Genomic DNA, 17917 nt, shown 5'->3' with positions numbered 1-17917 from the left:
CTTGGCGACGATACGGTTGAGCTGGCGCAGCTGGCGCTCGTTACGGCTGCCAAAAACGCGGGTAAGCAGGCTGTTGATCATTGAAGGAACCGGTTTGAATGAAATGCCGCGCGACGCAGGATCCCCCCCGGGTTCACCTCGTCACAAACGAAACAGGGCGCAATGCGCCCTGTCTATGGCAACGCCTATTGTAGCTTGGGGCGGGGGCTTGGCGATTCAAGCCACCCGCACCCGGCAAACATCAGCCCCGGCTGAGACGGCCGACCGGGGTGTTGCCACCCTCGCCCAGGAACTTGCGCGGGTTCATGACCTGCCCGTTCTGCCAGACCTCGAAGTGCACGTGGGCACCGGTGGAGCGGCCGGTGGAGCCGGCCTTGGCCACTTCCTGCCCGGCCCGGACCAGCGCACCTTCGCGCACGGTCAGGCGGGAGTTGTGGGCGTACAGGGTCTTGTAGCCGTTGCCGTGGTCGATCTCGACCACGTTGCCGTAGCCACCCTTGACCCCGGAATAGCTGACCACGCCATCGGCCACGGCCATGACCGGGTCGCCGACGCGGGCGTGGAAGTCCATGCCCTTGTGGTTGCCGGCACCGCGGCCGAACGGGTCGGCGCGGGTACCGAAGCTGGAGGTGATGTAGGTGTTGCTGATCGGCATGCGCGAGGGCACGGCGTTCTGCTCGAGCTGGTGGTCGAACAGCAGCGACTCCAGCACCGACAACTGCTTGCCTGAAGCAGCGAAACGCTGCTCCAGCACCTGTAAGTCGCTGCTGACCGCGTTGGCCGGGATGTCCTGGGTCGGGCCCGGATCGCCATCACCCATGCCGGGGGTTTCGTTGAAGTCGAACTCGCCGTCCTGCAGCTTGCCCATCTGGGTCAGGCGCTCGCCCAGGGCGTTCAGGCGCGTGGCCTGGGCCTGCAGCTCGCCCAGGCGGGCGGCCAGCGCATTGACCTGGGTCTGTGCGTCGGCACGGACCTTGGCCAGCTCCTGCTCCTGGTGGTCGACCTTGGCTTGCAGGGCCGAATCCCCGACCATGCCCAGCGCGAAGCTCATCGCCACGCCCATCAGGCACCCCAGTCCAAGTACGCCGCCCAGCAACGCCTTGGGTCGATCCTCGAAGTACATCTGAACGCGTGCGAGCGGCGTCTTGGCCTGCGGTTCACGCGTTTTGATTACGATCTTTTTGAATGCCATTGAAGAATTCTTATGTCTGAGCCGAAATCCAGCGTTCGTTCCCGTTCCGCGCCCAAGCAGGCGCTGGAAGCGGTGATGGCGGACAAAGCTGGAAACCCGTTGCGGCGAGCCCTGTGGCTCGATGCGCTGGACCGGCAGTTGCGCCCCCATTTGCCGCCGGCGCTGGCAAACCGTTGCCGGTTGGCCAATGTGGACGGCGAACACCTCGTTTTTCTCGTCGAATCGCCGGTGTGGCATGCCAAGGTAAGGCTTGCCGAAGGCCAGCTGATCGACGCGGCCCGATCCATCGGGCTGAAGGTCACACGGGTGACCGTCAAGACTGCCACTGCGCCACCGCACTCCCCAGTGCGTAACGACCAGCGCAGTACCGCAGTGTCGGAAGCCACGCACAAAGGCCTGCGTGACGCCCTGGCTGCCCTTCAGGATGTGAAACCCACGCGTTCCTGAAACCACCGGGGCCCTGGGGCCCCGGTTCCCGTCCGCCCCCGAGGGGGGACAAACAGGAAGCCGGCAGGAATCCTAGCCGCCGAATGCGACCGGGGAGTTAGTCTTTTGTTAATTTTTAGTTAAATTCAGGCTCGAACCCGCGCGAGGTTCACATTTCGACAACACAGCTGTCCGCCTGTCCGTGGGACAGAACAGGACACATGCGCGGGTGAGCGCCCGGCTCAGGCCAGGGCGGGGACACCGTAGACCACCGGGTCGGTGGCGGTGGGGGACGCGTAGCTGGCCCATTCCCAAGCGCTCTGGTCAGCCAGCAGGGCACGCACCAGCTTGTTGTTGAGCGCATGGCCGGACTTGAAGCCCTCGTAGGCCCCGAGCACCTGGCCACCGGCCAGGTACAGGTCGCCGATGGCATCGAGGATCTTGTGACGCACGAACTCGTCGGCGTAGCGCAGGCCGTCGTCGTTGAGCACGCGGAACTCATCCAGCACGATGGCATTGTCCATCGAGCCGCCCAGGCCCAGGTTGCGCTCGCGCATGTACTCCAGGTCGCGCATGAAGCCGAAGGTGCGCGCGCGGGAGATTTCCTTGATGTAGGCGGCCGTGGAGAACTCGACCTCGGCGCGCGACTGCTTGGCCGGGATCATCGGGTGGTCGAACTGGATGGTGAAGCCCAGCTTGTAGCCCTCGTACGGGTCGAAGCGGGCGACCTTGTCGCCGTCGCGCACTTCCACCGTCTTGAGGATGCGCAGGAAACGCTTGGGCGCGTCCTGCTCGATGATGCCCGCCGACTGCAGCAGGAACACGAACGGGCCGGACGAACCGTCCATGATCGGCAGCTCGGCCGAGGACAGCTCGACGATGGCGTTGTCCACGCCCAGGCCGGCCAAGGCCGACATCAGGTGTTCGACGGTCTGGATCTTGGCGCCTTCGCAGGTCAGGCCGGTGCACAGCGTGACTTCGGTGACCAGGTCGGCACGGGCCGGCACTTCGACCACGGGCTCCAGGTCGACGCGGCGGAACACGATGCCATGGTCCACCGGCGCAGGGCGCAGGGTCATGTAGACCTTGTCACCGCTGTGCAGGCCGACGCCCGTGGCGCGGATCGTGTTCTTGAGGGTGCGTTGCTGGATCATGGACTCGGAACCGGGAAAGCCGCGCATGCGCGGCCGGGGACAAACAAGAATAACACGCGTTCACACGCGGCCCTGGCCCACTGAAACGAGGCGCCTGCCGCGATTCAGGACGGAAAATGCCGCCGGGCCTGCCCTGGCCCGGCGACAAAGGACATGGATGTTGCCCGTCGGGGTGGACGGCCCCGACGTGTATTGCCTTGCCCCGGGCCAGGCCTGCCCCGGCCTGCCGTCATCGGCAGGCGCAGGGGCCGGCACGCCCGGTCATGCCGGCCGGATCAGTCCGCCTGGCGGCGCAGGAACGCCGGGATGTCCAGGTAGTCGCTCGGCAGTTCGGCGGCGGCCGGGGTCGAAGCCGATGCCGACGAGGCGGCAGCGGTATCGGCGCTCGGACGACGCAGGCCCATGCCCAGCGAGTTGCCGGCGGCCTTGGCCACGGCATCGGCCGGGCTTTCGTACTCGCCGAACTCGGCCTGGCCGGTGGTGGCGTTGCGGACCAGCTTGATCGGTGCGCGCTCGCCGGCACGCGGCGCGGCGCCCTTGGCAACGGCACGGTTCAGGCCGGTGGCCACCACGGTCACGCGCACTTCGTCCTGCATGTCCGGGTCGAGCACGGTGCCCACCACCACGGTGGCGTCCTCGGAGGAGAAGCCGTCGATGGTGCGGCCGATCTCGTCGAACTCGCTCATGGTGAAGTCCGGGCCGGCGGTGATGTTGACCAGGATGCCGTTGGCACCGGCCAGGTTCACGTCGTCCAGCAGCGGGTTCTGGATGGCGGCCTCGGCGGCGGCCTGGGCGCGGTCATCGCCGCGCGCGGTGCCGGTGCCCATCATGGCCAGGCCCATCTCCGACATCACGGTGCGCACGTCGGCGAAGTCGACGTTGATCAGGCCCGGACGCACGATCAGGTCGGCGATGCCCTGCACGGCGCCCTGCAGCACGTCGTTGGCGGCACGGAAGGCCTGCACCATGGTGGCGTTGCGGCCGAGCACGGTGATCAGCTTCTCGTTCGGGATGGTGATCAGCGAGTCGACGTGCTGGCTCAGTTCCTCGATGCCCTTCAGCGCGACCTGCATGCGGCGACGGCCTTCGAACGGGAACGGCTTGGTGACCACGGCCACGGTCAGGATGCCCATTTCCTTGGCCAGCTGCGCCACCACCGGCGCGGCGCCGGTGCCGGTGCCGCCGCCCATGCCGGCGGTGATGAACACCATGTCCGCCCCCTGCAGGGCATCCATGATGCGCTCACGGTCTTCCAGGGCGGCCTGGCGGCCGACTTCCGGGTTGGCGCCTGCGCCCAGGCCCTTGGTGACGTTGGTACCCAGCTGCAGCTGCAGCTTGGCACCGCAATTCTTGATGGCCTGCGAGTCGGTGTTGGCGGTGATGAACTCCACGCCATCCACGCTGCTGTTGACCATGTGCGCCACGGCGTTGCCGCCGCCGCCGCCCACGCCAACCACCTTGATCACCGCGTTCGGTGCCATCTTTTCAATCAGTTCGAAATGCGCCATGTCCATGTCCTCTCTATTGCCGTGATTGGGTCGGGCATCCGGGAAGCATCCTTCTCCTTCTGCGCCCGCCCGCACCGGCGAGTTTTAGTTGATGTACCGCCCGGGCTGCCCCTGCGCGGCGTTGTTGCCTGTATCAATGACTGCGTTACTGCACTTCGTCTTGCCCTGCCTACCACTTCACTGCACTACTGCCGCGACGCTCAGAACTCGCCGCGGAACCAGTTCTTCAATTTGTTGAACACGCTGCCGGCGCGCCCGGTGGGCAACGACGGACGACGCGGGTGCTCGATCTGGCTGCCCATCAGCAGCAGGCCCACGCCAGTGGCATGCACCGGGTTGCCCACTACCTCGCCCAGCCCGGTGACGTGCTGCGGGATGCCCACGCGTACCGGCATCTGCAGCATTTCCTCGGCCAGCTCGACCACGCCTTCCATCTTCGAGGCGCCGCCGGTGAGCACCACGCCGGCGCGCACCATCTCCTCGAAGCCGGAACGGCGCAGCTCGGCCTGCACCATTTCAAAGATTTCCTCGTAGCGGCCCTGCACCGCCTGCGCCAGCGAATGGCGCGGCATGCGACGCGGCGGACGGTCGCCGACCGACGGCACCTGGATGCTCTCCTCGGCGGTGGCCAGCTGTGCCAGCGCGCAGGCGTAGCGCACCTTGATCTGCTCCGCTTCCGGAGTCGGGGTGCGCAGCATGTGGGCGATGTCGTTGGTGACGTGGTCACCGGCGATCGGCAGCGAGGCGGTGTGGCAGATCGCACCCTGCACGTACACCGCGATGTCGGTGGTGCCTGCGCCGATGTCCACCAGCACCACGCCCAGCTCGCGCTCGTCGGCGGTCAGCACCGCCACGCTGGAGGCCAGCGAGGACAGCACCAGGTCGTCGACCTGCAGGCCGCAGCGCTGCACGCACTTGCTGATGTTGGCCGCGGCCGACTGCGCGCACACCACCAGGTGCGCATGCACCTCCAGGCGCACGCCCGTCATGCCGACCGGGTTGCGGATGCCTTCCTGCGAGTCGTCCAGCACGTACTCGCGCGGGATCGCATGCAGGATCTTCTGGTCGGCCGGGATGGCGACCGCCTTGGCCGCTTCCAGCACGCGGTCCAGGTCACCCCAGCTGACCTCGCCTTCGCGGATCGGAGTGATGCCCTGCGAGTTGCGGCACTGCACGTGGTTGCCGGAGATCGAGGCATAGACCGAACGGATCTCGCAGCCGGCCATCAGCTCGGCTTCCTCGATGGCGCGCTGGATCGACTGCACGGTGGATTCGATGTCCACCACCACGCCGCGCTTGAGGCCGCGCGATTCGTGCGAGCCGATGCCGATCACCTCGATCGGGCTGCCCGGCGAGTACTCGCCCACCAGCGCCACCACCTTGGAGGTGCCGATGTCCAGGCCGACGATCAACGATTTGTCACCCTTGCGATTCATGTCCTGTCCTGCGTCTGCTTTGTTGCCGGCGGCGGGGTTCCCCAGCTCAGCGTGAAACCGTTGGTATAGCGAAGGTCGGCGCGCACGATCGGCACCTGGGTGCGCGTGAGCTGCGGCAGCACCCGCACGAAGCGGGCCAGGCGCGTACGTGCGTCATTGCGGCCGACGATGATCTCGGTGCCGTTGTCCAGCGCCAGCGACCAGCTGCCACGGGCGTCCATCACCACCTGGTGCACGTCCACCCCGGCCGGCGCGAACAACGCGCGCGAGTCGTTGTAGAGCTCGACCACTTCGGCGGTCTTGCTGTCCGGGCCATCGAGCAGCGGCAGCGGCGCGTCCTCCAGGCCATGCGGCACGGCGAACAGGCGGCCCTGCTCGGACAGCAGCCGGTCCTTGCCCCAGCGGGCGAACGGCTTGTGCTCGACGATGGTCACTTCCAGCACGTCCGGCCACTGCTTGCGCACCTGCGCGCTCTCCACCCACGGCAGCTTCTGCACGGCGCTCTGCGCGTCCTGCAGCTCGACCGCGAAGTAGCCGGCGCGTGCATACGGCAGCAGGGCTTTCTGCAGCTGTTCGCCGGAGACCCGCTTGAATTCACCATGCACGCGCAGCTTGGCCAGCGGCCAACGCTCGGCGCCGACCCAGCCGTTGAGCACGGCCACCACCGGCAGCGCCACCAGGGCGATGGCCAGCAACCAGGCGAGCATGCGCAGGAGCGCGTTCATCGCGTGCCCTCCCCCGCATTCCGCGCACGCGCGGCCGGCACCGACCGCGGCGCGGCGATGTGGGCGGGCATGGACGGGAATGCGTGGCGGTTCATTCGGCCGGGTGCTCCCTGAAGCCTTCGGTCACCACCGTCTGGGCCACCGCGCCGATGTCGCCGGCCCCCATCATCAGCAGCAGGTCGCCGTCCTGCAGGACGTCCGGCAGCACCGAGGCCAGGTCGGCCGCCTGGCCGACCACCACCGGCTCGCTGCGACCGCGTGCGCGGATGGCGCGTGCCAGCGACTTGGAATCGGCACCCGGGATCGGCGCTTCGCCGGCCGGGTAGACCTCGCTCAGCACCAGCGCGTCCACTTCGGACAGCACCGCGGCGAAGGCATCGAACTGGTCACGGGTACGGCTGTAGCGGTGCGGCTGGAAGGCCACCACCAGGCGTTGCGACGGCCAACCGCCGCGGGCAGCGGCGAACACCGCCGCCAGCTCGCGCGGGTGATGGCCGTAGTCGTCGATCACCCGCACCTTGGCCCCCTTGTGGGTGGTCACGATGCCCAGGTCGTTGAAGCGGCGGCCGACGCCTTCGAACTTCTCCAGCGCGGCGGCGATAGCTTCCGGGGCCACGCCCAGCTGCCAGCCCACCGCAGCGGCGGCCAGCGCGTTGAGCACGTTGTGCTTGCCCGGCAGGGCCAGCTTGACCGGCACCGAGCTGCCTTCCGGCAGGCGCAGGGTGAAGCGCATGCAGGCGCCGTCCTGGACCACGTCCTCGGCACGCACGTCGGCATTGCTGCTCATGCCGTAGCTCATCACGTGGCGCGGGGTCTTGGCCGCCAACGCCGCCACTTCCGGGTCGTCGATGCACAGCACCGCCAGGCCGTAGAACGGCAGGCGCTGCAGGAACTCGGCGAATGCGGCCTGGACGCGGGCGAAGTCGTTGCCGTAGTTCTCCAGGTGGTCCGCATCGATGTTGGTGATCACCGCCACCAGCGGGTTCAGGCGCAGGAAGCTGCCGTCGCTCTCGTCGGCCTCGGCCACCAGCCACTGGCCACCGCCGAGCTTGGCGTTGGCGCCGGCGGCCAGCAACTGGCCACCGATCACGAAGGTCGGGTCCAAGTTGCCTTCGCTCAGCACCGCGGCGGTCAGCGAGGTGGTGGTGGTCTTGCCGTGCGTGCCGGCCACCGCGATGCCGCGACGGAAGCGCATCAGCTCGGCCAGCATCGCCGCACGCGGCATGATCGGGATGCGCTGGCTGCGCGCCTCCATCAGCTCCGGGTTGTCCTCGCGGATGGCGCTGGAGACGACGATGCAGTCGGTGCCCAGCACGTTGGCGGCCGAGTGACCGCGCATCACGCGCGCACCCAGCCGCGACAGGCGACGGGTAGCCGCGTTGTCGGCGTTGTCCGAACCGGAGACTTCGTAGCCCAGGGTCAGCATGACTTCGGCGATGCCGCTCATGCCGGTGCCGCCGATGCCGACGAAGTGCACGCGCGGGAACGCGCGGACCAGGTCGTTGGTGTCGTGGAGGCGACGGATCATGCCCGGCCTCCGGTGTGGCGGGCGCGGGTGCGCGGTGCCGTGTTCATGCTGCTTCCTCGAGAATGATGTCCGCGATGCGTTCGGCCGCATCGACCTTGGCCAGCGCACGCGCGGCTTGCGCCATCTGCATGCGGCGGGCCGGCGTATCGGCAAGCGTGCGCAGCACGCCTTCCAGGTTTCTGGCCAGCGCGTCGTCCTGCTTGAGCAGTTCGGCGGCACCGCGCTCGACCAGGTATTCGGCATTGCGGGTCTGGTGGTCATCCACCGCCGCGGCGAACGGCACCAGCACGCTGCCCACGCCCACCGCGCACAGCTCGGCCAGCGTCGAAGCACCGGCGCGGCACACCACCAGGTCGGCCCACGCATAGGCGGCGGCCATGTCCTTGATGAAGGCATCGACGCGGCCGTCCACGCCCGCGGCGCGGTAGGCCTGCTGGGCCTCCTCGTGCAGCTTCTCGCCGCACTGGTGCCAGACCTCGATGGCCACGCCGCCACCGAGCGCGGCCAGTGCCTGGGGCACGGCGTTGTTCAAGGCGCGTGCGCCCTGGCTGCCGCCCAGCACCAGCAGCCGCATCGGGCCACTGCGTCCGGCCAGGCGCACGTCCGGCGCCGGCAATGCGGCGATTTCCTCGCGCACCGGGTTGCCCACGGCTTCCTCGCGACCATTGGCGAAGCTGCCCGGGAAGCCGGTCAGCACGCGCCGCGCGAAGCGCGACAGGATGCGGTTGGTCATGCCCGGCGCGCGGTTCTGCTCGTGCACCAGCAACGGCAGCCCGTGCAGGCGCGCGGCCATGCCACCCGGGCCGGCGGCGAAGCCACCGAAGGCCACCACCGCGCGCGGGTTGCGCTCGCGCAGCACGTAGCCGGCGCCGCGGATGGCGCGCAGCACGCGCATCGGCGCACCGAGCAAGGCCAGCTTGCCCTTGCCGCGCAGGCCGGAGATGGCCAGCGTGTCGATCGGGATGTCGTGCTGGGGGACCAGCCGGGTTTCCATCGCGCCATCGGCGCCCAGCCACACCACCGGCACGCCACGCGCGCGCAGCACCTTGGCCACGGCCAGGCCGGGGAAGATGTGGCCACCGGTACCGCCGGCCATGATCATCACCGGGCGTGCCTGGGCAGTGGACGCGGCCATCAGGCGATCCTCCCGAAGGTCGGTTCGACCCGCTGCTGCATGCGGCTGGTACCGCGCGCCGAGCTGTCGCGCCCGTTGGCGGCCTGCAGCGCGGCGGCCACCTCGGTGGCCGAACGGCGCTCGGCGCTGTCGTCCTCGGCGGCGGCAACCACCACCGGTTCGATGTCCTCGCGAAATTCCTGGCGGCGCACGGCGCGGTTGTATTCGTAGGACACGCGCAGCAGCAGGCCCATCGCCACGCAGGTCATCATCACGCTCGAGCCACCGGAGGAGATCAGCGGCAGGGTCAGGCCCTTGGTCGGCAGCATGCCCAGGTTCACGCCGATCGAGACGAAGGTCTGCAGGCTGATCCACAGCGCGATGCCGAAGGCGATGTAGCCGGCGAAGTGGCGGCGCATCTCGATGCAGCGCATGCCCAGCCAGAACGCACGGCCGACCAGCAGCGCGTACAGGCCGATGATCGCGCACACCCCCAGGAACCCGAGCTCCTCGGCGATCACCGAGAAGATGAAGTCGGTATGCGATTCGGGCAGGTAGTTCAGCTTCTGGATCGAGGCACCCAGGCCGACGCCGGTCCACTCGCCGCGGCCGATCGCCATCAGCGCGTTGGACAGCTGGTAGCCCGAGCCGAGCTGATCCTGCCACGGGTCCATGAACGAGGTGACGCGGCGCATGCGGTACGGCTCGAAGATCACCAGCAGCACCAGCGCCGGCAGCATCAGCAGCACCGGCAGGATGATGCGCTTGATCTGCGCGCCACCGAGCACCAGCATGCAGGTGGTGATGCCCAGCAGCAGCATCGAGGAGCCGAAGTCCGGCTGCATCAGCAGCAGGCCGACCAGCAGGCCGACCACGCCGACCGGCTTGAGCATGGCGATCCAGGTCGCGTTGACCTCGTCGCGGAAGCGCACCAGGTAGCTGGACAGCCACACGATGTACAGCACCTTCACCGCTTCCACGGTCTGGAATTTGGACACGCCCAGGTTGATCCAGCGCCGCGCGCCGTTGACGCTGCTGCCCAGGCCGGGGATGAACACCACGATCAGCAGCGCGAAGCAGCCCAGCAGCAGCAGCTGGTTGTACTTCTCGATTTCCTTCAGCTCCACGCGCATCGCCACCGCGGCCAGCACCACGCCGATGGCGATGAACATCAGGTGGCGGGTCAGGTAGTAGAACGGACTCTGCGTCAGCGCGATGGAGCTGGAAGCCACCATCACGATCCCGATCGAAGCCAGCGCCATGGCGGCGCCCAGCAGCCACTTGTCGTAGGTGCCGCCGATGGCTTCCAGTCGGGTTGCCTGACGCGAGTAATCGTCCATCAGCGCACCTTGAGCGTTGCCAGGCCGATCAACACCAGCACCACCGAGATGATCCAGAAGCGCACGATCACGCGCGGCTCCGGCCAGCCCTTCAGTTCGAAGTGGTGGTGGATCGGGGCCATGCGGAACACGCGCTTGCCGGTGAGCTTGAACGAGGCCACCTGGATCATCACCGACAGGGTCTCGATCACGAACACGCCGCCCATCACCACCAGCACCAGCTCCTGGCGCACGATCACGGCGATGGTGCCCAGCACCGCGCCCAGCGCCAGTGCGCCGACGTCACCCATGAACACCATGGCCGGATAGGTGTTGAACCACAGGAAGCCCAGGCCGGCGCCGGCGATGGCCGCGCAGATGATGACCAGCTCGCCGGCGCCCGGGATCTGCGGGATCTGCAGGTAGCTGGAGAACACCGCGTTGCCGGAGGCATAGGCGAACACGCCCAGTGCGCAGGCAACCAGCACGGTCGGCATGATCGCCAGGCCGTCCAGGCCATCGGTCAGGTTGACCGCGTTGGAGAAGCCGACGATCCAGAAGTAGGCGATGGCCACGAAGCTGATGCCCGCCAGCGGCAGCGCGATCGACTTGAACATCGGGATGTAGAACGTCAGCGCCGCCGGCACGTCGGCGGTGTAGAACAGGAACAGGCCGGCGGCCAGGCCGAAGATCGACTGCAGCAGGTACTTCCAGCGCGACTTCAGGCCGTTCGGGTCGCGCTTGGCGATCTTGATCCAATCGTCGTACCAGCCGATGGCGCCGAAGCACAGCATCACCACCAGCACCAGCCACACGTAGCGGTTGCGCAGGTCGCCCCACAGCAGCACCGAGATCAGCACGGTGGTCAGGATCAGGCCACCGCCCATGGTCGGCGTGCCGGCCTTGGAGAAGTGCGACTGCGGGCCGTCCTTGCGGATCGGCTGGCCGCCCTTGAGCTGGGCCAGGCGACGGATCGCGATCGGGCCCAGCCACAGCGACAGCGACAGCGCGGTCAGCGCCGCCAGGATGCCGCGGAAGGTAAGGTAGTTGAACAGGCGGAAGAGGCCGTCCAACTGCTGCAGCCATCGGGCCAGTTCAAGCAACATGCGGGGTTTCCTCGCCGCGCGGCAACAGCGCGGTCACGATCTTGTCCATGGCGCTGCCGCGCGAGCCCTTGACCAGGCAACGCACGCCAGCATGAAGTTCGGTTTCCAGCGCGGCCGCCAGCGCGGCGTGGCTGTCGAAATGACGGCCGCCTTCGCCGAAGGCGGTCGATGCGGCCTCGCTCAACGGCCCCAGCGTGTACAGGCGCTTGAGGCCGGCCGCGCGGGCGCGCTGCCCGGCCTGCGCATGCAGCGCGCGTGCATCAGGGCCCAGTTCGCGCATGTCGCCCAGCACCAGCCAGCCTTCTTCCTGGCCTGCGGCCAGCGCGCTGATCGCCGCGGCCAGCGAACCGGGGTTGGCGTTGTAGCTGTCATCGACCAGCACCGCGCCGTTGGCCAGCACGTGGGCAACCTGGCGGCCGGCGACCGGGCGCGCCTGCGCCAGGCCCTGGATCACCAGCGGCAACGCGATGCCGGCGGCCAGCGCCAGCGTCGCGGCGGCCAGTGCGTTGAGCACGTTGTGGCGGCCCGGCAACTGCAGCGCCACCGCGGCCTCGCCCTGCGGCGCGTGCAGCTGGAAGCGCGAGCTACCCTGGCCCAGCACGATGCCGGTGGCGGTGACCTCGGCGCTGGCCTCCAGGCCGAAGCGCAGCACCCGATGGCTGCCGGCACGGGCCACGAAGTACGGTGCGAACGCATCGTCGGCATTGACCACCGCCACGCCGTCGGCGCGCAGGTCGTCGTAGACCGCCGCCTTGGTGTTGGCGATCTCCAGCAGGCTGCCCATGCGCTCCAGGTGCGCCGGCGCGACGTTGTTGACGAGCGACACGTCCGGCGCGGCGATGGCGGTCAGGTAGGCGATGTCGCCCGGCTTGCCGGTGCCCATCTCGTAGATGGCGAAGTCGGCATCGTCCGGCGCGTCGATCACCGCCAGCGGCAGGCCGATCTCGTTGTTGCGGTTGCCCGGCGTGGCATGCACGTGCAGGCCCTGCACGGCGGCGGCGTGCTGCAGGATCGCCAGCAGCAGGTTCTTGACGCTGGTCTTGCCGTTGCTGCCGGTGATGGCGAACACGCGCGTGGCGCGGCCCTGCTGCATGCCGGCGGCGATGCGGGCCAGGGCCAGCGCGGTGTCGGCGACCACGACCTGTGGCACGTCCAGCGGCTGCAGCGTGTCCACCAGCAGCGCGCTGGCGCCACGGGCTACCGCGTCGGCGGCGAAGTCGTGGCCGTCGAAGCGCTCGCCGCGCAGTGCCACATACAGGCTGCCGGCGGCGAGCGTACGGGTGTCGTTGCCAATGGCGTCGATCGCCACGTCCTCGCCGTGGATCTCACCGCCGGCCCAATGCGCGATCAGCGACAGCGGGGTGCGCTTCATGCGGTCACCTCCCCGTTCGCCGAGCGTGCCTGCAGCGCGCGCGATGCCACGTCGGTGTCATCGAAAGGATGTTTGATACCTGCAATCTCCTGGTAGGGCTCGTGGCCCTTGCCGGCGACCAGCACGATGTCGCCCGGGCCCGCCTGCGCGACGGCCGCGCCGATGGCGCGGGCACGGTCACGCTGCACGTTGACCCGGGACGGATCGGCGAAGCCGGCCATGATGTCGGCGACGATCACGTCGCCGTCCTCGCCGCGCGGGTTGTCGTCGGTGACGAACACCACGTCGGCCAATTCCTCGGCAATGGCCGCCATCTGCGGGCGCTTGCCGGTGTCACGCTCGCCACCGCAGCCGAACACGCACAGCAGGCGGCCATCGAGGTGGCCATGCAGGCTGCGCAGCGCCTGCTCCAGTGCGTCGGGCGTGTGCGCGTAGTCGATGACCACGGTCGGTTCACCGTGGCCGCCGAGACGGTTCATGCGGCCACGGATCGGCTGCAGCTGCGCCAGCACCTGGGCGATGGTCGCCGCCGGCTGGCCCAGGCCATGCAGCGCACCGGCCACCGCCAGCAGGTTGTCGACGTTGAAGCGGCCCAGCAGCGGCGAACGCAGCGCGAAGCGCGCGTCCCCGATCACCAGCTCGAAGCCGATGCCCTGCCCGTCCAGCACCAGTTGCTCGGCGCGCACGCTGGCACCGGCCTGGCCGGTCGAACTCAGGCCGATGGCCTGCACACCTTCGGCCAGGGTGGTGATCAGGTCGCGACCGAACGCATCGTCCAGGTTGATCGCCGCCGCCTTCAGGCCCGCGCGATGGAACAACCGGGCCTTGGCCGCGCCGTAGGCTTCCATGCTGCCGTGGTAGTCCAGGTGGTCGCGGGTGAGGTTGGTGAACACCGCCACGTCGTAATGCACCGCATCCACGCGCCCCTGGTCCAGGGCGTGCGAGCTGACTTCCATCGCCACCGCGGCGGCGCCGCCGTCGCGCAGCTGGGCCAGCACGTCATGCATCTGCAGCACCAGCGGCGTGGTGAAGCCGGTCGGCACGATGTTGCCGTACAGGCCCACGCCGAGCGTGCCGATCGAGCCACTGGCGATGCCCAGCAGGTGCCATGCCTGGGTCAACAGCTGCACGGTCGAGGTTTTGCCGTTGGTGCCGGTGACGCCGACCATGGTCATCGCACGCGACGGCTGGCCATGGAACTGGTCGGCCATCATGCTCATGCGCTGGCGCAGGCCCGGCACTGCGATGGCATCGGCCGGGGCTGGCAGCTCGGCCGGGGCCGGCGGCTCGAACAGCACCACCGAGGCGCCGTTGGCCCTGGCCTGCTCGACGAAACCCAGTCCATGCGCGCCGAAGCCGGCAATCGCCACGAAGGCATCGCCGGGGCGCACGTGGCGCGAGTCGAGCACCAACCCGCTGATCTGCGGGTCGTGCGGCAGGGCCAGGTCAGGCAGCAGGTGGGACAACAGCATCGTGCGGCTCACTGGCGCACCTCCGTCGTGGCAGGCGCAGGCGCACTGGCCGTTGGCAGTGCGGCGTCGAATTCGGTTTCAGCGTTGGTGGCTTCAGCGGCGTCCTGCGGGATCGGCAGCGGTGCCGTGCTGCTGCCCGGCTTGCCCCCGACCTTGCCCGCGGCCTGCGCCGCCAGCCACGACTGGATGTCGTCCGGCGGCACGTCCATCAGGCGCAGCGTGCCTTCCATCACGTGGTGGAAGACCGGCGCGGACACCAGGCCGCCGTACTGCAGGCTGCCCTGCGGGTCGTTGACCACGATCACCGCGGCATAGCGCGGGTTTGTGGCCGGCACCACGCCGGCGAACAACAGGTTGTAGTGGCCGCGCTCGTAGCCGTTGGGGCCGTTCTTGCGCGCGGTGCCGGTCTTGCCGGCGACGTGGTAGCCCAGGATCGCCGCCTGCTTGGCGCCGCCGTTGGTGACCACGGTTTCCATCATCCGCACCACTTCCTGGGCCACGGACGGGTCCAGCACCTGCCGCGCCTCGTTGCGCTGGCCCTTGATGAAGGTCGGCTGGATCACCTGCCCACCGTTGGCCAGCGCCGAGTACGCCTGCGCGATCTGCAGCGGCGTCACCGACAGGCCGTAGCCGTAGGACATCGTGGTCTTGGTGGTGCCGTACCAGCCCGGGCTGCCCGGCGACGGCACCACGCCCGCCGATTCGCCGGGGAAGCCGCTGTGCGGGGCCACGCCGTAACCGAAGCCACGCACCGAGTCGTAGAACATCTGGTCGGGGATGCGCGCGACGATCTTGGCCGCGCCGATGTTGGAGCTGCGGGTGATCACGCCGGTGACGTTGAGCACGCCGTTGTTACGCGGCACGTCGCGGATGGTGTAGCGGCCCAGCGACAGGTAGCCCGGGTTGGTGTCGATGACCGTGTCCGGGGTGACCACGTGGTTCTGCAGCGCGGTGGCGATGGTCAGCGGCTTCATCGTCGAGCCGGGCTCGACCAGGTCGGTCACCGCGCGGTTGCGGCGCGTGTCCGGGGTGGCGCCACTGACGGCATTCGGGTTGTAGGTCGGCAGGTTGGCCATGGCCATCACCTCGCCGGTGGCCACGTCCATGATCACGATCGAACCACCGGCCGCACGGTTGGTGGTCACCGCGTTGCGCAGCTCGCGCATGGCCAGGAACTGGATGCGGCGATCGATGCTCAGGGTCAGGTCCTTGCCCGGCTCGGCCGGACGGACCAGGTCGATGCTCTCCACGATCGCGCCCTTGCGGTCGCGGATCACCTTCTTGATGCCCGGCTTGCCGCGCAGCCATTCGTCGAAGGCCAGCTCCAGGCCTTCCTGGCCGTGGTCGTCGATGTTGGTGAAGCCCAGCACGTGCGCCATCGCCTCACCCTGCGGGTAATAGCGACGGAACTCGCGCTGCGAGAACACGCCCGGGATCTTCAGCGCCACGACCTGCTCGGCCACGTCCGGGTTCATCCGGCGGCGCAGGTACATGAACTCCTTGTCGGCCTTCTGCGTGACCTTGGCCGTCACTTCGTCCGCGGGCAGGCCCAGGGCCTGCGCCAGCTCGGGGATGCGCTCGGGCACGCGCAGCAGTTCCTGCGGGTTGACCCAGATCGAGGCCACCGGCGTGGACACCGCCACCGGCTCGCCGTTGCGGTCGGTGATCATGCCGCGCGAGGTCGGGATCGGCACTTCGCGCAGGTAACGGGCCTCGCCCTGCCGCTGGTAGAAGTCGCTGTTGATCAACTGCACGTAGGCCGCGCGCCCGACCAGCGTCACCCCGCACAGGCCCAGGCCCACGGCCACCATCATCAGGCGGTTGCGCAGGTTGAACTGGCTGCGGTTGCGGTTGCGCACGGGCTGGTTCATGGCCGGATCACCACGATGTCAGCGGCCTCGGGGAACTTCATCGCCAGCCGGCCCCGTGCCTCCTGGTCCACGCGCGTGGCCTGGGCCAGGGTTGCCTGCTCCAGCTGCAGGCGACCGAACTCGATGTTCAGCTCGTCGCGGGCGTGCTCGAGCCGGGACAATTCGACGAACAGCTGCCGATGGCGATGGCGCATGAACACCACCCCGATCGCCGAGGCGATGGTGCAGGCCAGCAGCACGATCAGCAGCAGGCGGCTCATGCAGCCACCTCGCGTTTCTGGGCAACCCGCAGCACCGCGCTGCGCGAGCGCGGGTTGACCGCCAGTTCGTCGTCCTCGGCCTTGATGGCGCCACCGATCAGGTCCAGCGTCGGCACGAAGGCCACCGCCTCGGGCAGCCGGCGGTTGCTCGGCGGGGCCTTGGCATGGCGGTTCATGAACTGCTTGACGATGCGGTCTTCCAGCGAATGGAAGCTGATCACCGCCAGCCGGCCGCCCGGCTTGAGCCGCGCCATCGCCGCGTCCAGCCCGGCCTCCAGGTCGGACAGCTCGCGGTTGATGTGGATGCGGATGGCCTGGAAGCTGCGCGTGGCCGGGTGGATCTTGTCCTTGCCACGCGGCATCACCGAGGCGATCACGTCGGCCAGTTCGGCCGTGCGGCTGAACGGCTGGTTGGCACGACGCGCAACGATGGCCCGGGCGATGCGGCGGCTCTGCCGCTCCTCGCCGTAGGTCCACAGCACGTCGGCGATCTCGCGCTCTTCGGCGCGGTTCACCCACTGCGCGGCGCTCTCGCCCGAATCCGGGTCCATGCGCATGTCCAGCGGGCCGTCCTTGCCGAAGCTGAAACCGCGCTCGGCCACGTCCAGCTGCGGCGAGGACACGCCCAGGTCAAACAGCACGCCGTCCAGGCCGGCAGCGGTCTGGTTCCAGTCCAGCAGGTCGGCGAAGCTGCCGCGGTAGATCGACACACGGCCGTCCGGCGCGAAGTCGCGCTCGGCCACGGCGATGGCCTCGGGATCCTTGTCCATCACCAGCAGGCGCCCGTCCGGGCCGAGCTGGCGCAGCACGCCGCCGGCGTGACCGCCACGACCGAACGTGCCATCCAGGTAAGTACCGTCTTCGATCACCCTCAGGCCCTGAAGGACCTGGGTGTACAGCACCGGCAGGTGAGCCGCCGGCGGCTGCGACACCGGAGGGTGACCGGCCTGCGCTTGACCGCGCACCCGGGCACCCCGGCTCACAACTTCAAGTCGAGCAGCCCATCGCCCAGATCCTCGTCAGACAATGTCTGCTGGATCAGTGCGCGATGCGCTTGCTCGCTCCAAAGTTCGAACTTGTCGCCCATTCCCATCAGCACGGCCTTCTTCTCGATGCCCACCGCATTGCGGTGACTGGAAGGCAGGCTGATGCGGCCATTGCCATCCAGTTCCAGATGGGCCGCCGAACCGACAAGCTTCTGCTGCAGGGTGCGCACCACGCGCTGCGTGTTGGGCTTGGCCATCACATCGTCCCGCACCCGTTCCCACTCCTGCTCTGAGTACAACCACAGGCAACCGGCTTCGAACGGGTTGTAGGTCAGTACCAGGCGATTGCCGCTCACGCGCGCGACCAGGTCGCGGTAGGCGGTTGGCACCGCCATGCGTCCCTTGTCGTCAACCGTGATGGCAGTCTCGCCTTGAAACACGACGGCTA

General features: G+C 68.6%; 16 protein-coding genes. 1 reads left to right on the top strand and 15 read right to left on the bottom strand.

Annotated elements, in window-relative coordinates:
• Positions 1-241 precede the first annotated feature (241 nt).
• On the bottom strand, positions 242-1192 hold the full coding sequence (locus tag VA603_RS08330; RefSeq protein ID WP_323438508.1) for a M23 family metallopeptidase: 951 nt from the start codon (positions 1190-1192) through the stop codon (positions 242-244).
• 12 nt (positions 1193-1204) lie between these two features.
• Between VA603_RS08330 and VA603_RS08325 the strand changes: the two genes are divergently transcribed.
• Positions 1205-1639: a DciA family protein gene (locus VA603_RS08325; protein ID WP_192286673.1), complete on the top strand. Its 435-nt coding sequence runs from the start codon at positions 1205-1207 to the stop codon at positions 1637-1639.
• A 221-nt stretch (positions 1640-1860) separates the two neighbouring features.
• Here the strand turns inward: VA603_RS08325 and lpxC are convergent, their stop codons facing one another.
• From lpxC to mraZ, 14 genes are all read right to left on the bottom strand, one after another.
• A complete protein-coding gene (gene lpxC, locus VA603_RS08320; RefSeq protein WP_132864980.1) occupies positions 1861-2772 on the bottom strand; it encodes a UDP-3-O-acyl-N-acetylglucosamine deacetylase in 912 nt (303 codons plus the stop codon).
• Between the two features lie 275 nt (positions 2773-3047).
• Positions 3048-4280 carry a cell division protein FtsZ gene (ftsZ, locus tag VA603_RS08315; RefSeq protein ID WP_132864981.1) on the bottom strand — a complete coding sequence of 411 codons (1233 nt, stop codon included), beginning with the start codon at positions 4278-4280 and terminating at the stop codon, positions 3048-3050.
• 200 nt (positions 4281-4480) lie between these two features.
• Positions 4481-5716, bottom strand: a complete 1236-nt coding sequence (gene ftsA / locus VA603_RS08310; RefSeq protein WP_132864982.1) for a cell division protein FtsA — start codon at positions 5714-5716, stop codon at positions 4481-4483.
• Positions 5713-6441 carry a cell division protein FtsQ/DivIB gene (locus VA603_RS08305; protein ID WP_132864983.1) on the bottom strand — a complete coding sequence of 243 codons (729 nt, stop codon included), beginning with the start codon at positions 6439-6441 and terminating at the stop codon, positions 5713-5715. The genes ftsA and VA603_RS08305 overlap by 4 nt, the downstream gene beginning before the upstream one ends.
• A 91-nt stretch (positions 6442-6532) precedes the next feature.
• Positions 6533-7969 carry a UDP-N-acetylmuramate--L-alanine ligase gene (murC, locus tag VA603_RS08300; protein WP_323438507.1) on the bottom strand — a complete coding sequence of 479 codons (1437 nt, stop codon included), beginning with the start codon at positions 7967-7969 and terminating at the stop codon, positions 6533-6535.
• Between the two features lie 43 nt (positions 7970-8012).
• Complete coding sequence (murG, locus tag VA603_RS08295) at positions 8013-9104, bottom strand: undecaprenyldiphospho-muramoylpentapeptide beta-N-acetylglucosaminyltransferase (RefSeq protein WP_323438506.1); 1092 nt, start codon at positions 9102-9104, stop codon at positions 8013-8015.
• The gene (gene ftsW / locus VA603_RS08290; RefSeq protein WP_323438505.1) at positions 9104-10423 is read right to left on the bottom strand and encodes a putative lipid II flippase FtsW; all 1320 of its coding nucleotides are present in this window, start codon (positions 10421-10423) and stop codon (positions 9104-9106) included. The genes murG and ftsW overlap by 1 nt, the downstream gene beginning before the upstream one ends.
• A complete protein-coding gene (gene mraY / locus VA603_RS08285; RefSeq protein ID WP_132864987.1) occupies positions 10423-11508 on the bottom strand; it encodes a phospho-N-acetylmuramoyl-pentapeptide-transferase in 1086 nt (361 codons plus the stop codon). The genes ftsW and mraY overlap by 1 nt, the downstream gene beginning before the upstream one ends.
• Positions 11498-12880, bottom strand: coding sequence for a UDP-N-acetylmuramoyl-tripeptide--D-alanyl-D-alanine ligase (locus tag VA603_RS08280; RefSeq protein ID WP_323438504.1), 1383 nt, complete (start codon positions 12878-12880; stop codon positions 11498-11500). The genes mraY and VA603_RS08280 overlap by 11 nt, the downstream gene beginning before the upstream one ends.
• Positions 12877-14364, bottom strand: coding sequence for a UDP-N-acetylmuramoyl-L-alanyl-D-glutamate--2,6-diaminopimelate ligase (locus tag VA603_RS08275; RefSeq protein ID WP_323438503.1), 1488 nt, complete (start codon positions 14362-14364; stop codon positions 12877-12879). Before VA603_RS08275 ends, VA603_RS08280 begins: the two co-directional genes overlap by 4 nt.
• Positions 14361-16223: a peptidoglycan D,D-transpeptidase FtsI family protein gene (locus VA603_RS08270; protein WP_132864990.1), complete on the bottom strand. Its 1863-nt coding sequence runs from the start codon at positions 16221-16223 to the stop codon at positions 14361-14363. The genes VA603_RS08275 and VA603_RS08270 overlap by 4 nt, the downstream gene beginning before the upstream one ends.
• Positions 16220-16483, bottom strand: a complete 264-nt coding sequence (ftsL, locus tag VA603_RS08265; RefSeq protein WP_132864991.1) for a cell division protein FtsL — start codon at positions 16481-16483, stop codon at positions 16220-16222. Before ftsL ends, VA603_RS08270 begins: the two co-directional genes overlap by 4 nt.
• Entirely contained in the window at positions 16480-17448 is a 969-nt protein-coding gene (rsmH, locus tag VA603_RS08260; protein WP_192286680.1) for a 16S rRNA (cytosine(1402)-N(4))-methyltransferase RsmH, read from the bottom strand. The genes ftsL and rsmH overlap by 4 nt, the downstream gene beginning before the upstream one ends.
• A 14-nt stretch (positions 17449-17462) precedes the next feature.
• On the bottom strand, positions 17463-17909 hold the full coding sequence (gene mraZ, locus VA603_RS08255; RefSeq protein ID WP_165931181.1) for a division/cell wall cluster transcriptional repressor MraZ: 447 nt from the start codon (positions 17907-17909) through the stop codon (positions 17463-17465).
• Between the last annotated feature and the right edge of the window lie 8 nt (positions 17910-17917).

The organism is Stenotrophomonas capsici (genome assembly GCF_034961085.1).
Lineage (GTDB): Bacteria > Pseudomonadota > Gammaproteobacteria > Xanthomonadales > Xanthomonadaceae > Stenotrophomonas > Stenotrophomonas capsici.
The sequence above is the reverse complement of the archived record's forward strand: the minus strand, read 5'-3'. Positions and strand labels throughout refer to the sequence as shown.